Origin of the sequence: Streptomyces sp. NPDC096040 (assembly GCF_040303265.1) — a bacterium.
Lineage (GTDB): Bacteria > Actinomycetota > Actinomycetes > Streptomycetales > Streptomycetaceae > Streptomyces.
The window spans coordinates 129,017-148,503 of record NZ_JBEOTA010000019.1 but is presented as its reverse complement, the minus strand read 5'-3'; the positions used below and the strand labels follow the sequence as shown (position 1 = coordinate 148,503).

General features: G+C 68.7%; 17 protein-coding genes and 1 riboswitch. Of the genes, 5 read left to right on the top strand and 12 right to left on the bottom strand.

All coding sequences use genetic code 11. From position 1 onward, the window contains the following. Positions 1-93: 93 nt before the first annotated feature. The 6 genes from ABTY98_RS26160 to ctaE all read right to left on the bottom strand — a co-directional run bounded on the left by ABTY98_RS26160 (position 94) and on the right by ctaE (position 7,213). Positions 94-1,455, bottom strand: a complete 1,362-nt coding sequence (locus ABTY98_RS26160) for an aminotransferase class V-fold PLP-dependent enzyme (protein ID WP_352223404.1) — start codon at positions 1,453-1,455, stop codon at positions 94-96. Positions 1,456-1,581: 126 nt separating this feature from the next. Beyond that, a riboswitch (SAM riboswitch) is annotated at positions 1,582-1,698 on the bottom strand. Positions 1,699-1,815: 117 nt separating this feature from the next. Beyond that, positions 1,816-2,880, bottom strand: coding sequence for an anthranilate phosphoribosyltransferase (trpD, locus tag ABTY98_RS26155; protein WP_352223403.1), 1,065 nt, complete (start codon positions 2,878-2,880; stop codon positions 1,816-1,818). Between the two features lie 133 nt (positions 2,881-3,013). Then, the gene (qcrB, locus tag ABTY98_RS26150; RefSeq protein WP_352223402.1) at positions 3,014-4,651 is read right to left on the bottom strand and encodes a cytochrome bc1 complex cytochrome b subunit; all 1,638 of its coding nucleotides are present in this window, start codon (positions 4,649-4,651) and stop codon (positions 3,014-3,016) included. Then, positions 4,648-5,706, bottom strand: a complete 1,059-nt coding sequence (qcrA, locus tag ABTY98_RS26145; protein ID WP_352223401.1) for a cytochrome bc1 complex Rieske iron-sulfur subunit — start codon at positions 5,704-5,706, stop codon at positions 4,648-4,650. Before qcrA ends, qcrB begins: the two co-directional genes overlap by 4 nt. Further along, a complete protein-coding gene (gene qcrC, locus ABTY98_RS26140) occupies positions 5,703-6,515 on the bottom strand; it encodes a cytochrome bc1 complex diheme cytochrome c subunit (RefSeq protein ID WP_352223400.1) in 813 nt (270 codons plus the stop codon). The genes qcrA and qcrC overlap by 4 nt, the downstream gene beginning before the upstream one ends. Positions 6,516-6,592: 77 nt before the next feature. Continuing rightward, the gene (gene ctaE / locus ABTY98_RS26135; RefSeq protein WP_351695412.1) at positions 6,593-7,213 is read right to left on the bottom strand and encodes an aa3-type cytochrome oxidase subunit III; all 621 of its coding nucleotides are present in this window, start codon (positions 7,211-7,213) and stop codon (positions 6,593-6,595) included. Positions 7,214-7,400: 187 nt separating this feature from the next. On the opposite strand from ctaE, the gene ABTY98_RS26130 reads away from it, so the two are divergent. Further along, on the top strand, positions 7,401-7,802 hold the full coding sequence (locus tag ABTY98_RS26130) for a response regulator (protein WP_352223399.1): 402 nt from the start codon (positions 7,401-7,403) through the stop codon (positions 7,800-7,802). 104 nt (positions 7,803-7,906) lie between these two features. On the opposite strand, the gene ABTY98_RS26125 is transcribed toward ABTY98_RS26130, so the two are convergent. From ABTY98_RS26125 to ctaC, 4 genes are all read right to left on the bottom strand, one after another. After that, positions 7,907-9,169 (bottom strand): L,D-transpeptidase, encoded by a 1,263-nt coding sequence (locus ABTY98_RS26125; protein ID WP_352223398.1) that lies wholly within the window; start codon positions 9,167-9,169, stop codon positions 7,907-7,909. Positions 9,170-9,317: 148 nt separating this feature from the next. After that, entirely contained in the window at positions 9,318-9,716 is a 399-nt protein-coding gene (locus ABTY98_RS26120) for a cytochrome c oxidase subunit 4 (protein ID WP_352223397.1), read from the bottom strand. Continuing rightward, positions 9,713-11,443, bottom strand: coding sequence for an aa3-type cytochrome oxidase subunit I (ctaD, locus tag ABTY98_RS26115; RefSeq protein ID WP_352223395.1), 1,731 nt, complete (start codon positions 11,441-11,443; stop codon positions 9,713-9,715). The genes ABTY98_RS26120 and ctaD overlap by 4 nt, the downstream gene beginning before the upstream one ends. Further along, positions 11,440-12,402, bottom strand: coding sequence for an aa3-type cytochrome oxidase subunit II (gene ctaC / locus ABTY98_RS26110; protein ID WP_352223394.1), 963 nt, complete (start codon positions 12,400-12,402; stop codon positions 11,440-11,442). The genes ctaD and ctaC overlap by 4 nt, the downstream gene beginning before the upstream one ends. Positions 12,403-12,706: 304 nt before the next feature. Here ctaC and ABTY98_RS26105 point away from each other — a divergent pair, with 304 nt between their 5' ends. Further along, positions 12,707-14,083 (top strand): cysteine desulfurase/sulfurtransferase TusA family protein, encoded by a 1,377-nt coding sequence (locus ABTY98_RS26105; RefSeq protein WP_352223393.1) that lies wholly within the window; start codon positions 12,707-12,709, stop codon positions 14,081-14,083. Positions 14,084-14,169: 86 nt separating this feature from the next. On the opposite strand, the gene ABTY98_RS26100 is transcribed toward ABTY98_RS26105, so the two are convergent. Next, positions 14,170-15,144, bottom strand: a complete 975-nt coding sequence (locus ABTY98_RS26100; protein WP_352223392.1) for a carbohydrate kinase family protein — start codon at positions 15,142-15,144, stop codon at positions 14,170-14,172. Positions 15,145-15,276: 132 nt separating this feature from the next. On the opposite strand from ABTY98_RS26100, the gene ABTY98_RS26095 reads away from it, so the two are divergent. Then, entirely contained in the window at positions 15,277-15,486 is a 210-nt protein-coding gene (locus ABTY98_RS26095; protein WP_093503947.1) for a hypothetical protein, read from the top strand. A gap of 639 nt (positions 15,487-16,125) precedes the next feature. After that, positions 16,126-17,616, top strand: coding sequence for a hypothetical protein (locus ABTY98_RS26090; protein ID WP_502994358.1), 1,491 nt, complete (start codon positions 16,126-16,128; stop codon positions 17,614-17,616). 69 nt (positions 17,617-17,685) lie between these two features. On the opposite strand, the gene ABTY98_RS26085 is transcribed toward ABTY98_RS26090, so the two are convergent. Further along, positions 17,686-18,042 (bottom strand): iron-sulfur cluster assembly accessory protein, encoded by a 357-nt coding sequence (locus ABTY98_RS26085; RefSeq protein ID WP_030951236.1) that lies wholly within the window; start codon positions 18,040-18,042, stop codon positions 17,686-17,688. Positions 18,043-18,282: 240 nt separating this feature from the next. Here ABTY98_RS26085 and nadA point away from each other — a divergent pair, with 240 nt between their 5' ends. Beyond that, the gene (nadA, locus tag ABTY98_RS26080; RefSeq protein ID WP_352223391.1) at positions 18,283-19,479 is read left to right on the top strand and encodes a quinolinate synthase NadA; all 1,197 of its coding nucleotides are present in this window, start codon (positions 18,283-18,285) and stop codon (positions 19,477-19,479) included. The last annotated feature ends 8 nt before the right edge of the window (positions 19,480-19,487 follow it).

Sequence of the window (19,487 nt, the reverse complement as noted above, 5' to 3'; positions counted from 1 at the left end):
GCCGGTGGGGGCCGATCGCGCCCACGCGGCGGTAGCCGCACATTGACACAGCCCCCGCGCCCCCTGGGACGTTGCCCCTGAGGCCGGTCTGCATCACACCGCCGGTACGCAGCGGCCTTCCTCCGTGCGGTACGTCCACTTGGCACCGTCGGCGACCAGTTCCTTCACGGCGCTGACGAACCGCTCCACGTGCTCGTCCGGCGTGCCCGCTCCGAAACTCACCCGGATCGCGTTGAGGGACTTCTCGCCCGGTGCCGCTTCCGGCGCCCCGCACTCGCCCTGGGTCTGGGCGTCGGAGCCCAGCAGGGTCCTGACCAGGGGGTGGGCGCAGAAGAGGCCGTCGCGGACGCCGATGCCGTACTCGGCGGAGAGGGCCGCGGCGAAGTGGGAGCTGTTCCAGCCCTCCACGACGAAGGAGATCACACCGACGCGCGGGGCGTCGTCGCCGAAGAGGGAGAGGACACGGACCTCGGGCACCTCGGCCAGACCCGTCCGCACCTTCTCGATCAGGTGCCGCTCGCGGGCCACCAGCGTGTCGAAGCCGGCCTCGGTCAGCGCCTTGCAGGCGGCGGCGATCGAGTAGGCACCGATCACGTTGGGCGACCCGGCCTCATGCCGGGCGGCGCTCTCGTGCCACTCCACGGCCACTCCCCCGTCCTCGCGCCGGGTGACCTTGCGGCTGGCGCCGCCGCCCGCGAGGTACGGCTCGGCCGCCCGGAGCCAGTCGGAGCGGCCGGCGAGGATGCCGGAGCCGAAGGGGGCGTACAGCTTGTGGCCCGAGAAGGCGATCCAGTCGACGTCCAGGTCGCGGACGCTCACCGGGTGGTGCGGGGCCAGCTGGGCCGCGTCCAGGACGATCCGGGCGCCGTGCGTGTGGGCCGCCGCGGCCAGCTCCCGTACCGGCCACAGTTCGCCGGTGACGTTCGAGGCACCGGTGACACAGACCAGGGCCGGGCCGTCGGGGTCGCGATCGGCGAGGGCCTTCTCCAGGGTCTCGACGGCCTGGCGCGGGGTGCGCGGGGCGTCGAGGTAGGTGACCCGGGTGTCCTGCCAGGGCAGCAGGCTCGCGTGATGCTCGGTCTCGAAGACGAAGACCTGGCAGTCGGCGGGGAGGGAGCGGGCCAGCAGGTTCAGGGAGTCCGTGGTCGAGCGGGTGAAGATCAGCTGGTCGTCGGGGCGGCAGTCGAGGAACTCGGCGACCGTCCTGCGGGCGTTCTCGAAGAGGTCCGTGGAGAGCTGGGAGAGGTAGCCGGCGCCTCGGTGGACGCTGCCGTAGTAGGGCGCGTAGGCGGCCACGTCGTCCCAGACCCGCTGGAGGGCGGGGGCGCTGGCCGCGTAGTCGAGGGCGGCGTAGGTGACCTCGCCGCCGGTGACGAGCGGGACGGTGACATCACGGCCCAGAACGGGCAGCGGGGCACAAACAGACTGAGCGGAGACAGCGGTGGAGACGGACATGGCGGAACTCCCGTGAGAGGAAGGAAGAAAGAGAAAGTGGGTGTGCGGAGGCGGGGCTCGACGCCCTAGCGCATTCGCTTGCTCACGGGAGACTCCCTCGACGACCAGGATCCCTGGGGTCCGAGGGATCCGCGCTTGCCGTAGACCTCGCTGCCTACGGCCTGGTCTTCACCCGGGGCACCCCGCCACGGACGGAGGGTTGCCGGACAGTCGGCCGGGGCCTCATGACTGTCACTCATGACCTGGCAAAAAACGTAGATGAAGTGATCGCCGACGCGCAACTTCTGTCCGGATGACGGGACGAAGGCGCGCGTCGGCGCCGCTTCTCTTTCCGTTCGGCCTCTACTGGCCGCCCGGCGCCTACTTGTTCGTCGCCGCCGCCCAGCGCTCCAGCACCCGCTTGGCCGCGCCCGAGCCGATCGACTCCGCCGCCTTGTCCATGCCGGCGCGGATCTGCTCGGCCAGCGTGGCGGTGCCCGGGTCCAGGGCCACCAGCGCCGCCGCCGAGTTCAGCAGGACCGCGTCACGGACGGGGCCCGTCTCGCCGTCCAGAAGCCGGCGGGCGACCTCCGCGTTGTACGACGGGTCACCGCCGCGCAGCGCCTCCACCGGGACCAGCTCGATGCCGACGTCCCTCGGGTCGAAGGTCTCCTCGGTGACCTTGCCGTCCCGGACGATCCAGACATGGGACGTGGAGGTCGTGGTCAGTTCGTCGAGGCCGTCGTCGCCGCGGAAGACCAGGGAGGAGTTGCCGCGTTCGGCGAAGACGCCCGCGACGACCGGTGCCATACGGGGGTCCGCGACGCCGACCGCCTGCGCCCGCACCCGCGCGGGGTTGGTCAGCGGGCCGAGGATGTTGAACACCGTGCGGATGCCCAGCTGGCCGCGGGCCGCGCCCGCATGGCGCAGTGCGGGGTGGAACTTGACGGCGAAGCAGAAGGTGATGCCGGCCTCTTCGGCGACCTCGGCGACCCGCTGCGGGGTCAGGTCGAGGTTGACGCCGAGCTTCTCCAGCACGTCCGAGGCACCGGACGCGGAGGACGCGGCCCGGTTGCCGTGCTTGACGACCTTCGCCCCGGTGCCGGCCACCACCAGCGCGGACATCGTGGAGATGTTCACCGTCTTGGCGCCGTCGCCGCCGGTGCCGACGATGTCGACCGTGCGGCCGGGCACCTCGATGACGTTGGCGTGCTGGTACATCGTGCGGACGAGGCCGTTGATCTCGTCGACCGTCTCGCCCTTCGCCCGCAGCGCCACGACGAACCCGGCGATCTGGGCGTCGGTCGCCTGACCGCGCATGATCTGGTCCATCGCCCAGGCCGTCGCGTCGGCGCTCTGGTCCTGCCCGTACAGCAGCGCGTTCAGTACCCCGGGCCAGGAACGGCCCGCCGCGGTGTCGCCTCCAGCGGGGGTCACAGCGCTCATAAGGCCGCTCCTGATCGTCATACCGGCAAAAAGCAGTGTCAGGGCTACCCTATCCAGCCGCAGGCACGGCCGAAGGGCCCCCGTCCGTACACCGGACGGGGGCCCTTCGGCCGTGGCGTGGCGACGCGGTCGATCAGTGGTGGCCGTGGCCGCTCGTGATCTCCTTGTACTCCTCGACGGTGGGCTTCGGGATCTGGTTGTCGTCGCCGTAGTAGGCGCTGCTCAGCTTGGCGCGGAGCTTCTCAGTCCCCTTGATCTTGCGCTCGACACCGTTCTCGTCCACCGCCGCGCCGACCTGGGCCGGCTCGTACTGGTGGTGGGCCGTGAGGGTGTGCAGCTGCTCCTGGCTGAGCGGCTCGTGCACCTCGATGAACTCACCGTGCGGCAGCCGCTTGATGATGCCGGTCTCGCGACCGTGCAGCACCTTCTCGCGGTCCCGGCGCTGCAGGCCGAGGCAGATCCGCTTGGTGACGATGAACGCGATCACCGGTCCGGCGATGAAGAAGATCCGGACGAACCAGGTCACGTCGTTGATCGACAGATGGAAGTGGGTGGCGATGAGGTCGTTGCCACCACCGACCAGGCCGACCATGTACACGGTCACCCAGGCGACACCGAACCCGGTGCGGGTCGGAGCGTTGCGCGGGCGGTCCAGGATGTGGTGCTCGCTCTTGTCGCCGGTGACCCAGGACTCGATGAACGGGTAGACCGCGATCGCACCCAGGACCAGGCCGAAGAGCATCAGCGGGATGAACACGCCCAGGACGAGCGTGTGACCCCAGAAGTTGATCTCCCAGCCCGGGAAGTAGCGGACCAGACCCTCGGCGAAGCCCATGTACCAGTCGGGCTGGGCGCCGGTGGAAACCTGGTCCGGACGGTAGGGGCCCATGGCCCAGATCGGGTTGATCTGGGTGGTCGCCGCGACGACCGCGATGACACCGAAGACCAGGAAGAAGAAGCCTCCGGCCTTGGCCATGTAGACCGGCAGCAGCGGCATGCCGACGACGTTCTTCTCGGACTTTCCGGGACCCGCGAACTGCGTGTGCTTGTGGTAGAAGACCAGGATCAGATGGCCGACCACCAGGCCGAGCATGATGCCCGGCAGCAGCAGGATGTGGATCGAGTAGAACCGGGCCACGAAGTCGTGACCGGGGAACTCGCCGCCGAAGAGGAACATCGAGATGTACGTGCCGACGATCGGCATCGACAGGACCGCGCCCTCGGTGAAGCGGACGCCGGTGCCGGAGAGCAGGTCGTCCGGGAGCGAGTAACCGGTGAAGCCGGTGAACATGCCCAGGACGAACAGCAGGAAGCCGAACAGCCAGTTGATCTCACGCGGCTTGCGGAACGCGCCGGTGAAGAACACGCGCATCATGTGCACGAACATGCCGGCGAGGAAGATCAGCGCGGCCCAGTGGTGGATCTGCCGGACGAGCAGACCACCGCGCACGTCGAAGGAGATGTGCAGGGTCGAGCTGAACGCCTCGGACATCAGCTGTCCCTGGAGCGGGACATAACTGCCGTGGTACTCCACCTCGTTCATCGACGGGTGGAAGAACAGCGTCAGATAGACACCCGTCAGGATGATGATGATGAAGCTGTACAGGCAGACTTCGCCCAACATGAACGACCAGTGGTCGGGGAAGATCTTGCGCATGTTGGACTTGGCCAGGGAGTAGATCCCGAGCCGTCCGTCGGCCCAGTCGGCGACACGCTCGCCGGCCGGTGCCTTCCCGCGCGCGCGGGACTCTGTGTTCTCTGTAGTGCTCATCCGCGCTCCCAGAAAGCAGGACCGACGGGCTCCTCGAAGTCGCCGAGCGCCTGGAGGTAGCCCTCCTCGCTCACACCGATGCGCAGCTGCGGCAGGGCGTGACCGGCCGGGCCGAAGATCACTCGGGCACCGTCGGAGAGGTCGAAGGTGGACTGGTGGCACGGGCAGAGCACATGGTGGGTCTGCTGCTCGTACAGGGAGATCGGGCAACCGACGTGGGTGCAGATCTTCGAGTAGGCCACGATGCCCTCGTGCGACCACTCGAGCTCGCGCTTGTCCTTGATGTTGTCCGGCTGCAGCCGGATGATCATCAGGGCCGCCTTGGCCATCTGGTTCTGGAACTCCTCGTCGGTCTCCTCCAGGCCCTCGGGCTTGGCGAAGGTCAGCGAGCCGACGGCGATGTCGGAGGGACGCAGCGGCTCGTTGGTGTTCATGTTGACGAGCAGCTTGCCCTTCGACCACAGCGTGTGGCGCAGCGAGGTGCCGGGCAGCGGGCCGAGGTCGCGCAGCAGCATGACGCCGGAGAGCGGGACCAGGGTCAGCGCGCCGAACATCGTGTTGCGGATCAGCTTGCGCCGGCCGAGCGCCGACTCCTTGGCGCCCTGCTTGAAGTCCGCGTGGACCTTGGCACGGACCTCGGGAGGGGCCTCGATCGGGTGCCGCTCGTCGGCGACCTCCACGTCGGACATCAGGGTGCGGGCCCAGTGGACCGCGCCCGCGCCGATGCAGAACAGCGCCACACCGAGGGTCAGGCCCAGCGCGAAGTTCAGCGCGCTGATGTGACCGAGCGGGAAGACGAAGATCGACTTGTCGTGCGGGATCGTCACGTACGAGGCGATGAAGCCGACGGTGGCCAGCATCGAGATCGTGAACAGCAGGGCCACGACGCGCTCGGACCGCTTGGCGGCCCGCTCGTCGATGTCCTGGATCCGATGCTCGTGAGGCGGCAGACCGGGGTCCGCGAACGGGTCCTTCTCGTCCGCGACGCTCACCGCGCCGTGCGCGTGATCCTGCTCAGCGGGCAGGTTCTCTTCTGGAATCTCTTGGCTACTCATGACTTCTTGGCCTTTGCGGTCCGAGCGGCGACCCAGACGGCGACCGCGATCATGACACCGAGACCGAAGACCCACGCGAACAGACCCTCGCTGACCGGCCCGATGCCGCCCAGGTTCAGACCGCCGGGGTTCTCCGTCTTGGGGCTGTTGACCGCGTCGAGGTACGCGATGATGTCCTTCTTGTTCTTCTCGGACAGCGTGGTGTCCGGGAAGGACGGCATGTTCTGCGGGCCCGTCTGCATGGCCTCGTAGATGTGCTTCGGGTCGACGCCTTCCAGGTTCGGCGCGAACTTGCCCTTGGTCAGCGCGCCACCCGCACCCACGAAGTTGTGGCACTGCGCGCAGTTGGTGCGGAACAGTTCGCCGCCCGCGGCGACGTCGGCACCGCTCGGGCCGTACTGCTCCTTGGTGGGCACCTCGGGACCGGCGCCCAGCGAGGCGACGTACGCCGCGAGCTGGTCGATCTGGGCCTGGCTGTAGATGTTCTTCTTCTTGAGGACCTGCGGACCGTCCGAGGTGGCGGCCGGCATACGGCCGGTGCCGACCTGGAAGTCGACCGCGGCGGCGCCCACGCCGGCCAGGCTGGGACCGTCGGACGAGCCCTGACCGCCGGTGCCGTGGCAGCTGGCACAGCCGACCGAGTAGAGCTTCTTGCCCTCCTCAATGGTCAGGGACTGGGAGGCTACGTCGGCCTGCGCCTGGCCCGCGGGCGCGAGCGCGGCATACAGCCCCCCAGTGGCCGCCAGCGCAAAGAGTAGGACGACGACCGCCGCCAGCGGATGGCGTCGTCGTGCGGAGAGCTTTTTCACGGATTACCCCGGTGTCAGGATCTTCTGCGTCGATGCTTCTGGGTTGTGCGCTTCTGCAGCGCGTGGAGCCGGCCCGGCTACTTGATCAGGTAGATCGTGGCGAAGAGGCCGATCCAGACGACATCGACGAAGTGCCAGTAGTAGGACACGACGATGGCCGCGGTCGCCTGCTCGTGCGTGAACCGCTTCGCCGCGTAGGTGCGGCCGAGGACGAACAGGAAGGCGATGAGGCCGCCCGTCACGTGCATCCCGTGGAAGCCGGTGGTCAGGTAGAACACCGAGCCGTACGGGTCGGAGGAGAGCGAGATCCCGTCCTCCTTCACCAGGCTGGTGTACTCGTAGATCTGACCGCCGATGAAGATCGCGCCCATCACGAAGGTGACGATGAACCAGCCCCGGAGCTTCTTCACGTCCCCGCGCTCGGCGGCGAACACGCCGAGCTGGCAGGTGAGGGAGGAGAGCACCAGGATCGTGGTGTTGGTCGCGGAGAACGGAATGTTGAGATGGCTCGCCATCTCCTTCCAGTGATCCGGACCGGTCACCGATCGCAGGGTGAAGTACATCGCGAAGAGGGCCGCGAAGAACATCAGCTCGGAACTCAGCCAGATGATGGTTCCGACGCTGGTGAGGTTCGGCCGATTGACCGACGGGTGCGCGTGCCCGGTTTCTACTGTCGTTGCTGTCGCCACGACCGACATTATGTCGGTCGCTTATCTCGCGCTCACTCCGGGGGGTGCCGTTCGGGGTGTCCGCACCGTGTGTACTGCCCGGATGGCCCATCGAAGCGGTGTTCCAACAGGTGTTGACGAGGTGTCCGGGGGAGTAGCATCCGGCGCATCGGTCCTGTCCGTACGACGACTTCCGTCCCCGCGTATCGGAGGAACAATGCAGCCGACCGCCACGGTGCTGGTCTACAGCGACGACTCCAACACCCGCGAGCAGGTACGGCTGGCCGCCGGCCGGCGCCCGGCTCCCGATGTGCCGTTCGTCGAGTTCGTGGAGTGCGCGACGCCCCAGGCGGTCGTCACCGAACTCGACAAGGGCGGGATCGACGTCTGCGTGCTGGACGGCGAGGCCGTGCCGCTGGGGGGCATGGGGGTGTGCCGGCAGATCAAGGACGAGGTGTTCAACTGCCCGCCGGTCCTGTTGCTGATCGGGCGGCCGCAGGATGCCTGGCTCGCCACGTGGAGCCGCGCGGACGCGGCTGTGACGCTTCCGGTGGATCCGGTGGAGTTCGCCTCGGCACTGGCGTCTTTGTTGCGGCAGACGAGGCTGCAGAGCGCCTGAGAGGGAGGGGCGCCGGGTGAGCGCGCGACTGAAGGCCGTGTGTGGCTGGTCGCGCCCGCGCGGCGGTAGCCGCATGGCAAACGCGGCCCCGCGCCCCTGGTTCCTCACAGTGCGGCCGGCTGCACTCTCACCGCGTCCTGTGGCTTGGGGCCGTCCGGGGTGCCATTGATGAGGGCGCTGCCGTTGCGCCAGTCCTTCCAGGCGATGTTCCAGTCGCCGAAGCCGTTGCCGAAGTGCTCCATCTCCTCGCCGTTGGAGTTGACGACCTTCACCAGATCGCCCGGGTGGAAGGTGTCGAAGAACCACTCGGCGTTCGAGGTGTTCATGCCGGTGCAGCCGTGGCTGACGTTCGCGTACCCCTGGGAGCCCACCGACCAGGGGGCGGCGTGGACGTACTCGCCCGACCAGGTCACCCGGGTGGCGTAGTAGACCGGGAGGTCGTACGAGTCCGAGGTGCCCTCGGCGATGCCGACCGTGGTGCCGCGCATGCGTACGAAGTACTGCTTCTCCAGTACGACCTTGACACCGTTGCGGGTCTCGTAGCCGGACTTGCCCGTGGTGACGGGGATCTGGTTGATCTCCTTGTCGTTCCGGTACACCGTCAGCTGGTGGGCGGCGGCGTCCGTGACGGCGAGGAGCTTGTCGCCGGTGGTGAGCTTCAGGGGCTTGGCCGCGCCGCCCCACAGGCGGTCGCTGATCTTTACGCCCTCCAGGTTGCTGTGCACCTGGATGGTGGCGTGGGCGGGCCAGTAGTCCTTGGGCCGGTAGTGGAGTTCCTTGCCGCTCACCCAGTACCAGGACCCCTCGACGGCGGGGATGGAGTCGACCCTGAGGGCGCGCTCCACGATGGCGCGCTGGGCCTTGTCCTTGACCTCGTGGTCGAGCTGGGCGGTGACGGGCTGGCCCACGCCGTACTCACCCGCCTGGGGGCCGAAGGTGACCTTCAGCCGCTGCTGGGTGGTGGGCATGCTGGTGTCGAAGGTGAGGACCTTGCGACCGGGCGCGCCGTCCTCGTCCTCGGTACTGACCTGGACCGTGTAGTGGGCGTTGGCGGCCAGCGGGGAGGTGCTGTGCCAGCGACGGCCGTCGGCGTCGAGTTCGCCCGCCACATGACGACCGGTGGCGTCCTGGGCGGTGACGTCCGTGATCCGGTCCTCGTCGCTCTTGGCGACGACCTCCAGCGGTTTGTCGGGGTCGGCCCGCTTCCCCGCGTCAGTAGGGGTGTTGAAGGAGACCTGGTCCGCCGCGTCGTACGGCTTGTCCGACAGCGGGTTGCCGTCCGATCCGCAGGCGGTGACGCCCGCGCCGAGGGCGGTCACCAGCAGGGTGCAGCTGACGACGGTGCGGGCGCACGGAGAGTGGCTCATACGGTCACGCTATGAGGTGTTTTCCGTACCGGCACGCCAGGTACTCCAGATGGGGGACCGGCACTGCACCGAAGGTGGGACGGCCGTAAAAGCGGGAGCCCGGACCCTCCTGACAGAGGGTCCGGGCTGCCGGTGCGCTCGCGTGTGCTTACTGGGTGCGGTTCTCACCGTGGTAGTACTCGAACACCCAGCCGAAGAGGCCGATCATGATGATGGGCACCGAGAAGTACAGCAGCCACCAGCCGACGGCGACACCGAGGAAGGCCAGCGCGCCACCGACGCCGAGGGCGAGCGGCTGCCAGCTGTGCGGGCTGAAGAAGCCCAGCTCGCCCGCCTCGTCCGCGACATCGGCCTCCTTGTTGTCCTGGGCACCGGCGTCCACCCGCGAGGCCGTGAAGCCCAGGTAGAACCCGATCATGATGCACAGGCCGAAGGCCATGAAGAGCGCCGTGGTACCGGCCGCCTCCTTCGACCACACGCCGTAGACGATCGCCATGGCGAGGACGAAGACGCTCAGCCACACGAACATGCGGCCCTGGATCTTCACTTGCCGGCCTCCTTGCTGCCCGCGACAGCGGCGACGGCCTGGCCGTGCTCCAGCTGCTCCAGGGCGGCGATCTCAGGGTGGTGCAGGTCGAACGCCGGGGATTCACTGCGGATCCGCGGCAGGGTGACGAAGTTGTGCCGCGGCGGCGGGCAGGAGGTCGCCCACTCCAGCGAACGGCCGTAGCCCCATGGGTCGTCGACGCCGACCGGCTTGCCGTACTTGGCCGTCTTCCACACGTTGTAGAGGAACGGCAGGATCGACAGGCCGAGCAGGAAGGAGCTGATCGACGAGATCGTGTTCAGAGTGGTGAAGCCGTCGGCCGCCAGGTAGTCGGCGTAACGACGCGGCATGCCCTCGGCGCCCAGCCAGTGCTGGACCAGGAAGGTGCCGTGGAAGCCGATGAACAGCGTCCAGAAGGTGATCTTGCCGAGGCGCTCGTCGAGCATCTTGCCCGTCATCTTCGGCCACCAGAAGTGGAAGCCGGAGAACATCGCGAAGACGACCGTACCGAAGACCACGTAGTGGAAGTGGGCCACCACGAAGTACGAGTCGGAGACGTGGAAGTCCATCGGGGGCGAGGCCAGGATGACACCGGTCAGACCACCGAAGGTGAAGGTGATCAGGAAGCCGGTGGCCCAGAGCATCGGGGTCTCGAAACTCAGCGACCCCTTCCACATCGTTCCGATCCAGTTGAAGAACTTCACGCCTGTCGGTACGGCGATGAGGAACGTCATGAAGGAGAAGAACGGCAGCAGCACACCGCCGGTGACGTACATGTGGTGGGCCCACACCGTCACGGACAGACCGGCGATCGCGATGGTGGCCGCGATCAGACCCACGTAGCCGAACATCGGCTTACGGGAGAAGACCGGGATGACCTCGGAGATGATGCCGAAGAACGGCAGGGCGATGATGTACACCTCTGGATGGCCGAAGAACCAGAAGAGGTGTTGCCAGAGCAGCGCTCCGCCGTTTGCCGCGTCGAAGACATGTGCCCCGAATTTCCGATCCGCCTCCAGCGCGAACAGCGCGGCGGCGAGGACGGGGAAGGCGAGCAGGACCAGGACGGCGGTCAGCAGCACGTTCCACACGAAGATCGGCATGCGGAACATGGTCATGCCGGGGGCACGCATGCAGATGATCGTGGTGATGAAGTTGACCGCACCGAGGATGGTGCCGAAGCCGGAGAAGGCCAGACCCATGATCCACATGTCGGCGCCGAGGCCCGGCGAGCGGACCGCGTCGGACAGCGGGGAGTAGGCGAACCAGCCGAAGTCGGCCGCACCCTGCGGGGTGAGGAAGCCGCCCACCGCGATGGTCGAGCCGAACAGGTAGAGCCAGTAGGCGAACATGTTCAGCCGCGGGAAGGCGACGTCCGGCGCGCCGATCTGGAGCGGCATGATCCAGTTCGTGAAGCCGGCGAACAGCGGCGTCGCGAACATCAGCAGCATGATCGTGCCGTGCATCGTGAACGCCTGGTTGAACTGCTCGTTCGACATGATCTGCAGACCGGGGCGAGCGAGCTCGGCGCGCATGAGCAGCGCCATCACGCCACCGATCAGGAAGAACGCGAACGATGTGACCAGATACATCGTTCCGATGGTCTTGTGGTCGGTGGTCGTCAGCCACTTCACCACGATATTGCCGGGCTGCTTGCGCCTGACCGGCAGCTCGTCAGCGTACGAGCCTTCAGCCGCGGCACCCTGGGGTTCGTTGAGGATGCTCACAGGTTGTTCGTCTCCCGGTTCTTCTCGTGGCTCGTCTGCGCGATGCCGGCGGGAATGTAACCGGTCTGCCCCTTCTTGACGAGGTCCTTGAGGTGCTGCTGGTAGCGCTCGGGCGAGACGACCTTCACGTTGAACAGCATCCGGGAGTGGTCGACGCCGCAGAGCTCGGCGCACTTTCCGCGGAAGGTGCCCTCCTGGTTGGGAGTCACCTGGAACGCGTTGGTGTGGCCCGGGATGACGTCCATCTTCATCAGGAACGGCAGCACCCAGAAGGAGTGGATGACGTCACGCGAGGTGAGGACGAAGCGGACGGTCTCGCCCTTGGGCAGCCAGAGCGTCGGACCGGGGTTGCCGGTCTGCGGATTCCTGGTGCCCGGCGTGCCGACGTCGTAGACGCCGCCGGCGGCGGCCGGGAACTCCTTCTTGAACCGGTCCGGAATGGCGTCCAGGTTCGCGTCGGTCTTCGCGTCGCCGGTGACACCGGAGACGGGCGTGATGTAGTTGAAGCCCCAGCTCCACTGGAAGCCGACCACGTTGACCGTGACGTCGGGCTTCTTGTCGGTGAGGCTGAGAATCTTCGTCTCGTCACGCGCGGTGAAGTAGAACAACACCGAGACGATGATGAGCGGAACCACCGTGTACAGCGCCTCGATCGGCATGTTGTACCGGGTCTGGGCCGGAACCTCGATCTTGGTGCGGCTGCGCCGGTGGAAGATGGCGCTCCAGATGATCAGACCCCACACCAGCACGCCCACGGCGAGCGCGGCGGCCCAGGAGCCCTGCCACAGGGAGAGGATCCGCGGAGCCTCTTCCGTGGTCGGGGTGGGCATACCAAGGCGGGGGAAGTCCTTGTATGTGCAACCGGTAGCGGTCGCAAGGACCAGGCCCGCGGTCATTGCCTGCAGCAGCTTCCGCCGCATCGGGCGCCGCGGCGAGCGGTCGGAGCCGTTGGGACTCACGTAGCGCCTTCCCGAGAGTCTCGCCCGCGCGGTTGGCTGCGGCCTGCCTTCTCGCTGGTCGGTCGCCGCCCTGCGTCGGGCAGGGGTTTGGATGTTTATGCGGACCAAACCCTAGCCGACGCCCTCCGGGGGTTCGCGGGGAGGGGGGCATACGCGCCGCGGGTCACTCCGTAGGGGTGGGAAAGGGCGCCCAATAGCTCGGGTTGTCGCGGTTTGCGGTGCGGGTGCGGGTGCCTTGTGGCTTGTCATGCGGTTCCTCGCGCCCCCGGGTTCGTTGCACTTGAGGACGCCTTACCGTTGCTGTGTGCCCTACTTCGACGCCGCTTCCACCGCACCTCTCCATCCCGTCGCCAGGCAGGCGCTGTTGGCCGCCCTCGACGACGGGTGGGCGGATCCCGCGCGTCTGTACAAGGAAGGGCGCAGGGCCCGGATGCTGCTGGACGCCGCCCGGGAGGCGGCCGCCGAAGCCGTCGGGTGCCGGACGGACGAACTGGTTTTCACCCCGTCCGGAACCCGCTCCGTGCACACGGGCATCGCGGGGGCGTTGGCCGGTCGCCGCCGGACGGGACGCCACCTGATCGTGTCATCCGTCGAACACTCCTCGGTGCTCCATTCGGCCGAGGTGTTCGAGGCGGACGGTGGCGAGGTGACCCGGGTCCCGGTGGACCGTACGGGCGAGGTGGACGTGTCGTCGTACGCGACGGCGCTGCGGCCGGACACCGCGCTCGCCTGCCTTCAGTCCGCCAACCACGAGGTGGGCACCGTGCAGCCGGTGGCGGCGGTGGCCGAGGTCTGCCGGGCGGCCGGGGTGCCGTTGCTGGTGGACGCGGCGCAGTCGCTGGGGTGGGAGCGCGTCGAGGGCGACTGGTCGCTGCTGACGGCGAGCGCGCACAAATGGGGCGGCCCGAGCGGGGTCGGGCTGCTGGTCGTGCGCAAGGGGGTGCGGTTCGCCGTCCAAGGGGCCTCGGACGAGCGGGAGTCGGGCCGTTCGCCCGGTTTCGAGAACCTCCCGGCGATCGTCGCGGCCGCCGCGTCGCTGCGGGCCGTACGGGCGGAGGCCGAGCAGGAGGCCGTACGACTGCGGGGGCTGACGGCGCGGATCCGGGCGCGGGTGCCGGAGTTGGTGCCGGACGTGGAGGTGGTGGGCGCCCCGGAACGGCGGCTGCCGGGGATCGTCACCTTCTCCTGTCTCTATGTCGACGGAGAGACCCTGCTCCACGAACTCGACCGCGAGGGCTTCGCCGTGTCGTCCGGATCCTCCTGTACGAGCAGCACGTTGACGCCCAGCCATGTGCTGAAGGCGATGGGCGTACTCAGCGAGGGGAACGTGCGGGTGTCGCTGCCGACGGGCGCGGCGGAGACGGACGTGGAACGGTTCCTGGGGGTGCTGCCGGGGGTGGTGGCCGGGGTGCGGGAGAAGCTGGGTGCACCGATGCCGGCGGCGACGGTCCAGGCGGCGGACGTGGTCGTCGACTCGCTCGGCAAACGGTGCCCGATCCCGGTCATCGAACTGGCGAAGGTGATCGGGAGCGTGCCGGTGGGCGGCACGGTCCGGGTTCTGTCGGACGACGAGGCGGCACGACTCGACATCCCCGCGTGGTGCGAGATGCGGGGACAGGAGTACGTCGGTGAGGAGAAGGCGGAGCGGGGAACGGCCTATCTGGTCCGCCGGGTGAGCTGAGCGCCCCTTGGGGGCGCGGGGCTGTGCGGATGTGCGGCGACCGCCGCGTGGGCGCGCTCAGCCCCCACGCCCCGCACCCGACGGCGTCAGACCAGGTACCCCCGGACCTCCTCGGCGGCCTCGTCCCCGTACGCCTTGGTGAACCGCTCCATGAAATGCCCCCGACGCAGCTGGTACTCCTGCGTCCCCACCGTCTCGATGACGAGAGTCGCCAGCATGCAGCCCACCTGAGCCGCACGCTCCAACGAGACGCCCCATGCGAGCCCGGACAGGAACCCGGCGCGGAACGCGTCGCCGACGCCCGTCGGGTCGGCCTTGCGCTCCTCGTCGGGGCAGCCGACCTCGATGGCGTCCTCGCCGGCCTTCTCGATCCGCACCCCGCGGGCGCCCAGCGTGGTGACCCGGTGGCCGACCTTCGCGAGGATCTCCTCGTCGCTCCAGCCGGTCTTGGTCTCGATCAGCCCCTTCTCGTACTCGTTGGAGAAGAGGTACGTCGCGCCGTCCAGCAGTATCCGGATCTCGTCGCCGTTCATCCGGGCGATCTGCTGGGAGAAGTCGGCGGCGAAGGGGATGGAACGGGCGCGGCACTCCTCCGTGTGGCGGAGCATGCCCTCGGGGTCGTCCGCGCCGATCAGGACCAGGTCGAGGCCGCCCACCCGGTCGGCGACGGTCTTCAGCTCGATCAGGCGGGCCTCGCTCATCGCGCCCGTGTAGAAGGAGCCGATCTGGTTGTGGTCGGAGTCGGTCGTGCACACGAAACGCGCGGTGTGCAGGGTCTCCGAGATACGGACGGAGTCGGTGTCGACGCCGTGCCGGTCGAGCCAGGCCCGGTAGTCGTCGAAGTCGAAGCCCGCCGCGCCGACCAGGATCGGCCGGGTGCCGAGCTGTCCCATGCCGAACGCGATGTTCGCGCCGACACCGCCCCGGCGCACGTCCAGGTTGTCGACCAGGAAGGACAGCGAGACCGTGTGCAACTGGTCCGCGACGAACTGGTCGGCGAAGCGGCCGGGGAAGGTCATGAGGTGGTCGGTGGCGATGGAGCCGGTGACTGCGATGCGCACGGCTGGGACTCTCCTGAGGGGAGGCGTGATTGACAGTTAACGCTACCGGGTCCGGGTGGGCGCCCTGAAGGTGCCAAAACTACCCGATAGTAGATCTTTCTTCGCGGCGCCGGACGTGCGTACCGTTCGGTCATGACGAACCTCAAGGTCCACGCCCCCGCTCCGGCAGACCTGGACGGCGACCTGGCGTCGCTGCGCGGTGACTGCGCGCGGATGGCCCCGCACTGGGCGGTTCCCGATCACAGCGATGCCCGGCCGGTGCCGCCGTCACTCATCCACGGGGTGACCGTGCCGAAGAAGTCGGCCAGGCTGCTGGACGCGATGTCCGACTACGGCGACTAGGCCTGTCCGGCGCGTTTCCAGGGAACCGCGCGCTCCCCTCCCGCGTCCCATCGCCGTCCCCCGTGAAGGGGAGGCGGGATACGACACGCGGCAAGGAGCGATGCGGTGAAGAGCGAGCGACCCGAGAACGACGACGAGGCGCCCCCCGAGGCCCAGCAGACCACGGAGTCGCCGAACGCCCGACCCACCGCGGGGCCCGCCGAGAGCGCCGAACGCAAGACCCCGGAACGGGAGACGACCGCGGCCCACGAGCCGCAGGCGCCCTCTGCCGCAAAGGCGATCCCCGAGCCGGCTGCCGCCGAGGCTGAGGCCGAAGGACCCGAGCCGGATACGGCGGCCCCAGACCCGGAACAGACCCGCGACCCGGCAGCGCCCCCCGCCGCAACGGCGACCCCCGAACCCGCAGAAAGCCCCCAGCAGGCTGGGACTTCCGCGGACAGGGCTCCCGCACCGGAAGCGACCCCGAACTCGGCAACAGCCACGGACCCGGAGGAGACCCCCGACCCGGCAGCGCCCCGTGCCGCGGAGGCGGCCCCCGCGCCGGCTGCGGCTGACGCCCCCGACCCGCACGCGGCCCCAGAACCTGAAGAGACCCCCGCCGCAAAGGTCGTCCCCGAACCCGCAGAAAGCCCCCAGCCCGTGGAGGTGCCCTCCGCGGACACGGCTTTCGGGCCCGAGGTGGCCTCGCTCTCCGGTGTTGCCGGGGTTTCCGAGTCCGGTGGCGGGCGGCCCGCCCGCCGCCGCTCCCCCGCCGCCGTCATCGCCTCGGTGGCCGCCGCTGTGCTCCTGATCTGTGGCGGTGGGGCCTATCTCGCCGCCGGCGGCGGCTCTGGCGGCGGTACCGGGACCGGGGCCTCCGGCGGCTCCACTCCCCCGCCGCTCGCCCTGGACGGTTACTCCGCCGGAGGCAACGGCATGGCCCCGGGCGAGCCCAACCCCTACGGCGTGACCTACAAGGCGGACGGAACGCTCCCCGGCGGCCCCGGCTCGGCCGCGGTGTACCAGCCGGCCGGTGAGGTCTCCAAGGACCGTGTGGCCGCGTTGGCGAAGGCGCTCGGGGTCGACGGGACGCCGGTCACCGAGGGCCAGGTGTGGAAGGTCGGCACCGACAACGACGGCTCCGGCGGGAGTCTCCAGGTGAACAGGGCCGCCCCGGGCCTCTGGACGTACAGCCGCTACGCCCCCGGCACCGACAACTGCAAGACCGGCCTGGTGTGCACGCAGGATCCGGCGGCGCCGGCCGGGGATCCGGTGAGCGTCTCCGTCGCGGAGAAGGCGGCGGCGCCGGTTCTCAAGGCCCTCGGCCAGGACGGCGCGAAAGTCGACGCAAGCCAGGTCATGGGCGCGCAGCGGGCGGTGAACGCCAATCCGGTGATCGGCGGGCTGCCGACGTACGGCTGGACGACGGGGCTGACCGTCAGCAGGCAGGGCGAGGTCGTCGGCGGCAACGGGATGCTGGCGACGCCGGCCAAGGGCGACACGTATCCGGTGCTGAGCGCCGCGAAGACGCTGGACCTGATGAACGCGGCGCCCCGCTCCGACCACCGGATGGGCATCGGCGGCTGCGCCAGTTCCGTACCGCTCAAGGACCGGCTGGAGCAGCCGTGCGCCGCGTCGACGCCGTCCGCTTCCTCCGCCGTCGTTCACAGCGCGGTGTTCGGGCTTGCCGCGCAGTCCGTCTCCGGCCGGCAGGCGCTGGTGCCGTCCTGGCTGTTCCAGGTGCGCGGCGCGGCGGACTCGTACACCGTCACCCATCCGGCGGTGGACCCGAAGTACCTGGCCTCCGCCTCCTCCTCGACGGCGCCGACGGCGCCGACGCCGAGTTCCTCCCCGAGGGCCCCGAAGGACGTGAAGGTGGACGGCTACACGGCCGACGACAGTGAGCTGACCGTCGCCTTCACCGGCGGGGTGTGCGCCGACTACAAGGCCTCCGTGGACGAGGGCTCGGAGCAGGTGGTGGTCAAGGTGACCGAGACGCCCTGGCCGGACAAGATCTGCATCATGATCGCCAAGCAGTACCACCAGACGGTGCACCTGGACGCGCCGCTGGACGGCCGGAAGGTGGTCGGCACGGACGGCAAGGCGGTCCCGAAGGAGAAGGCGGTCACCCTCGACCCGCAGGTGCGCTGAGACACACGAAGGCGGCGGCCCCTCCGGAGGGGCCGCCGCCTTCGTTCCGCTCTGTCGTGCCGTGCCGACTCAGCTGAAGGAGTCGCCGCAGGCGCAGGAGCCGGTCGCGTTCGGGTTGTCGATCGTGAAGCCCTGCTTCTCGATGGTGTCGACGAAGTCGATCGACGCGCCGCCCAGGTAGGGAGCGCTCATACGGTCGGTGACGACCTTGACCCCGCCGAAGTCCTTGACGACGTCACCGTCGAGGGAACGCTCGTCGAAGAAGAGCTGGTAACGCAGGCCGGAGCAGCCACCGGGCTGGACGGCCACACGGAGGGCGAGGTCGTCACGGCCTTCCTGGTCGAGCAGGGCCTTGACCTTGGCCGCGGCGGCGTCGCTCAGGATGATGCCGTCGGTGGCGGTGCTGGTCTCGTCCGATACGGACATCTACATCTCTCCCGGGTTGTACGGAGACTGCTTGCCGACGAGTGCAACCGGCGGGTCCGCTGTTTCATTCCGGGCCGGCGTTCGTCTTCTCGCGTTTTCGCTTCTTCTCTACCTCTTCATGCTCGCACATACCCGCGGCCGGGATTCACGTCACATGGACGCAATGGGCATCGTCAAAGTGACGTGAAGCAGTTATGATAGATAACGTCAGAACGACGAAAAGTAGAAAGGGTGCGTGTCGTGACCACCGCCCAGACCACGGAGCTCGACGTACAGCCGACTCCGCTCGCCCTGCTGCTGCTCGGCCGTGAGGCCGACCCGAAGAGCGAGCGGGGCGTCGAGTGTCCCGGCGACCTGCCCTCGCCGTCCGACCCGGACCTGGTCGCGCGCGCCCGCGCGGCCAAGGAGAAGCTCGGCGACAAGGTCTTCGTGCTCGGCCACCACTACCAGCGCGACGAGGTCATCCAGTTCGCCGATGTCACGGGTGACTCCTTCAAGCTGGCCCGGGACGCGGCCGCCCGCCCGGAGGCCGAGTACATCGTCTTCTGCGGTGTGCACTTCATGGCCGAGTCCGCCGACATCCTGACCTCGGACGACCAGAAGGTGGTCCTCCCCGACCTGGCGGCCGGCTGCTCCATGGCCGACATGGCGACGGCCGAACAGGTCGCCGAGTGCTGGGACGTGCTGACGGAGGCCGGGATAGCCGAGCAGGTCGTCCCCGTCTCGTACATGAACTCGTCCGCGGACATCAAGGCGTTCACGGGCAAACACGGCGGCACCATCTGCACCTCGTCCAACGCGAAGCGGGCCCTGGAGTGGGCCTTCCAGCAGGGCGAGCCCTCGGCGACGAAGGTGCTGTTCCTGCCGGACCAGCACCTTGGCCGCAACACCGCCGTCCGTGACCTGGGCATGTCCCTGGACGACTGCGTGGTCTACAACCCGCACAAGCCGAACGGCGGGCTCACGGCCGACGAGCTGCGGGCCGCGAAGATGATCCTGTGGCGCGGCCACTGCTCGGTCCACGGCCGTTTCAGCCTGGAGTCCGTGGCGGACGTACGCGCCCGTATCCCCGGGGTGAACGTCCTGGTGCACCCCGAGTGCAAACACGAGGTCGTGGCCGCGGCGGACTACGTCGGTTCGACCGAGTACATCATCAAGGCCCTGGAGGCGGCCCCGGCCGGCTCCAAGTGGGCGATCGGCACGGAGCTGAACCTGGTCCGCCGACTGGCGAACCGTTTCGCCCCTGAGGGCAAGGAGATCGTCTTCCTCGACAAGACCGTCTGCTTCTGCTCCACCATGAACCGCATCGACCTCCCCCACCTGGTCTGGACCCTGGAGTCGCTGGCCGAGGGCAACCTGGTCAACCGGATCGAGGTCGACAAGGAGACGGAGGCGTTCGCCAAGCTGGCGCTGGAGCGGATGCTGGCGCTGCCGTAGCCGTACGA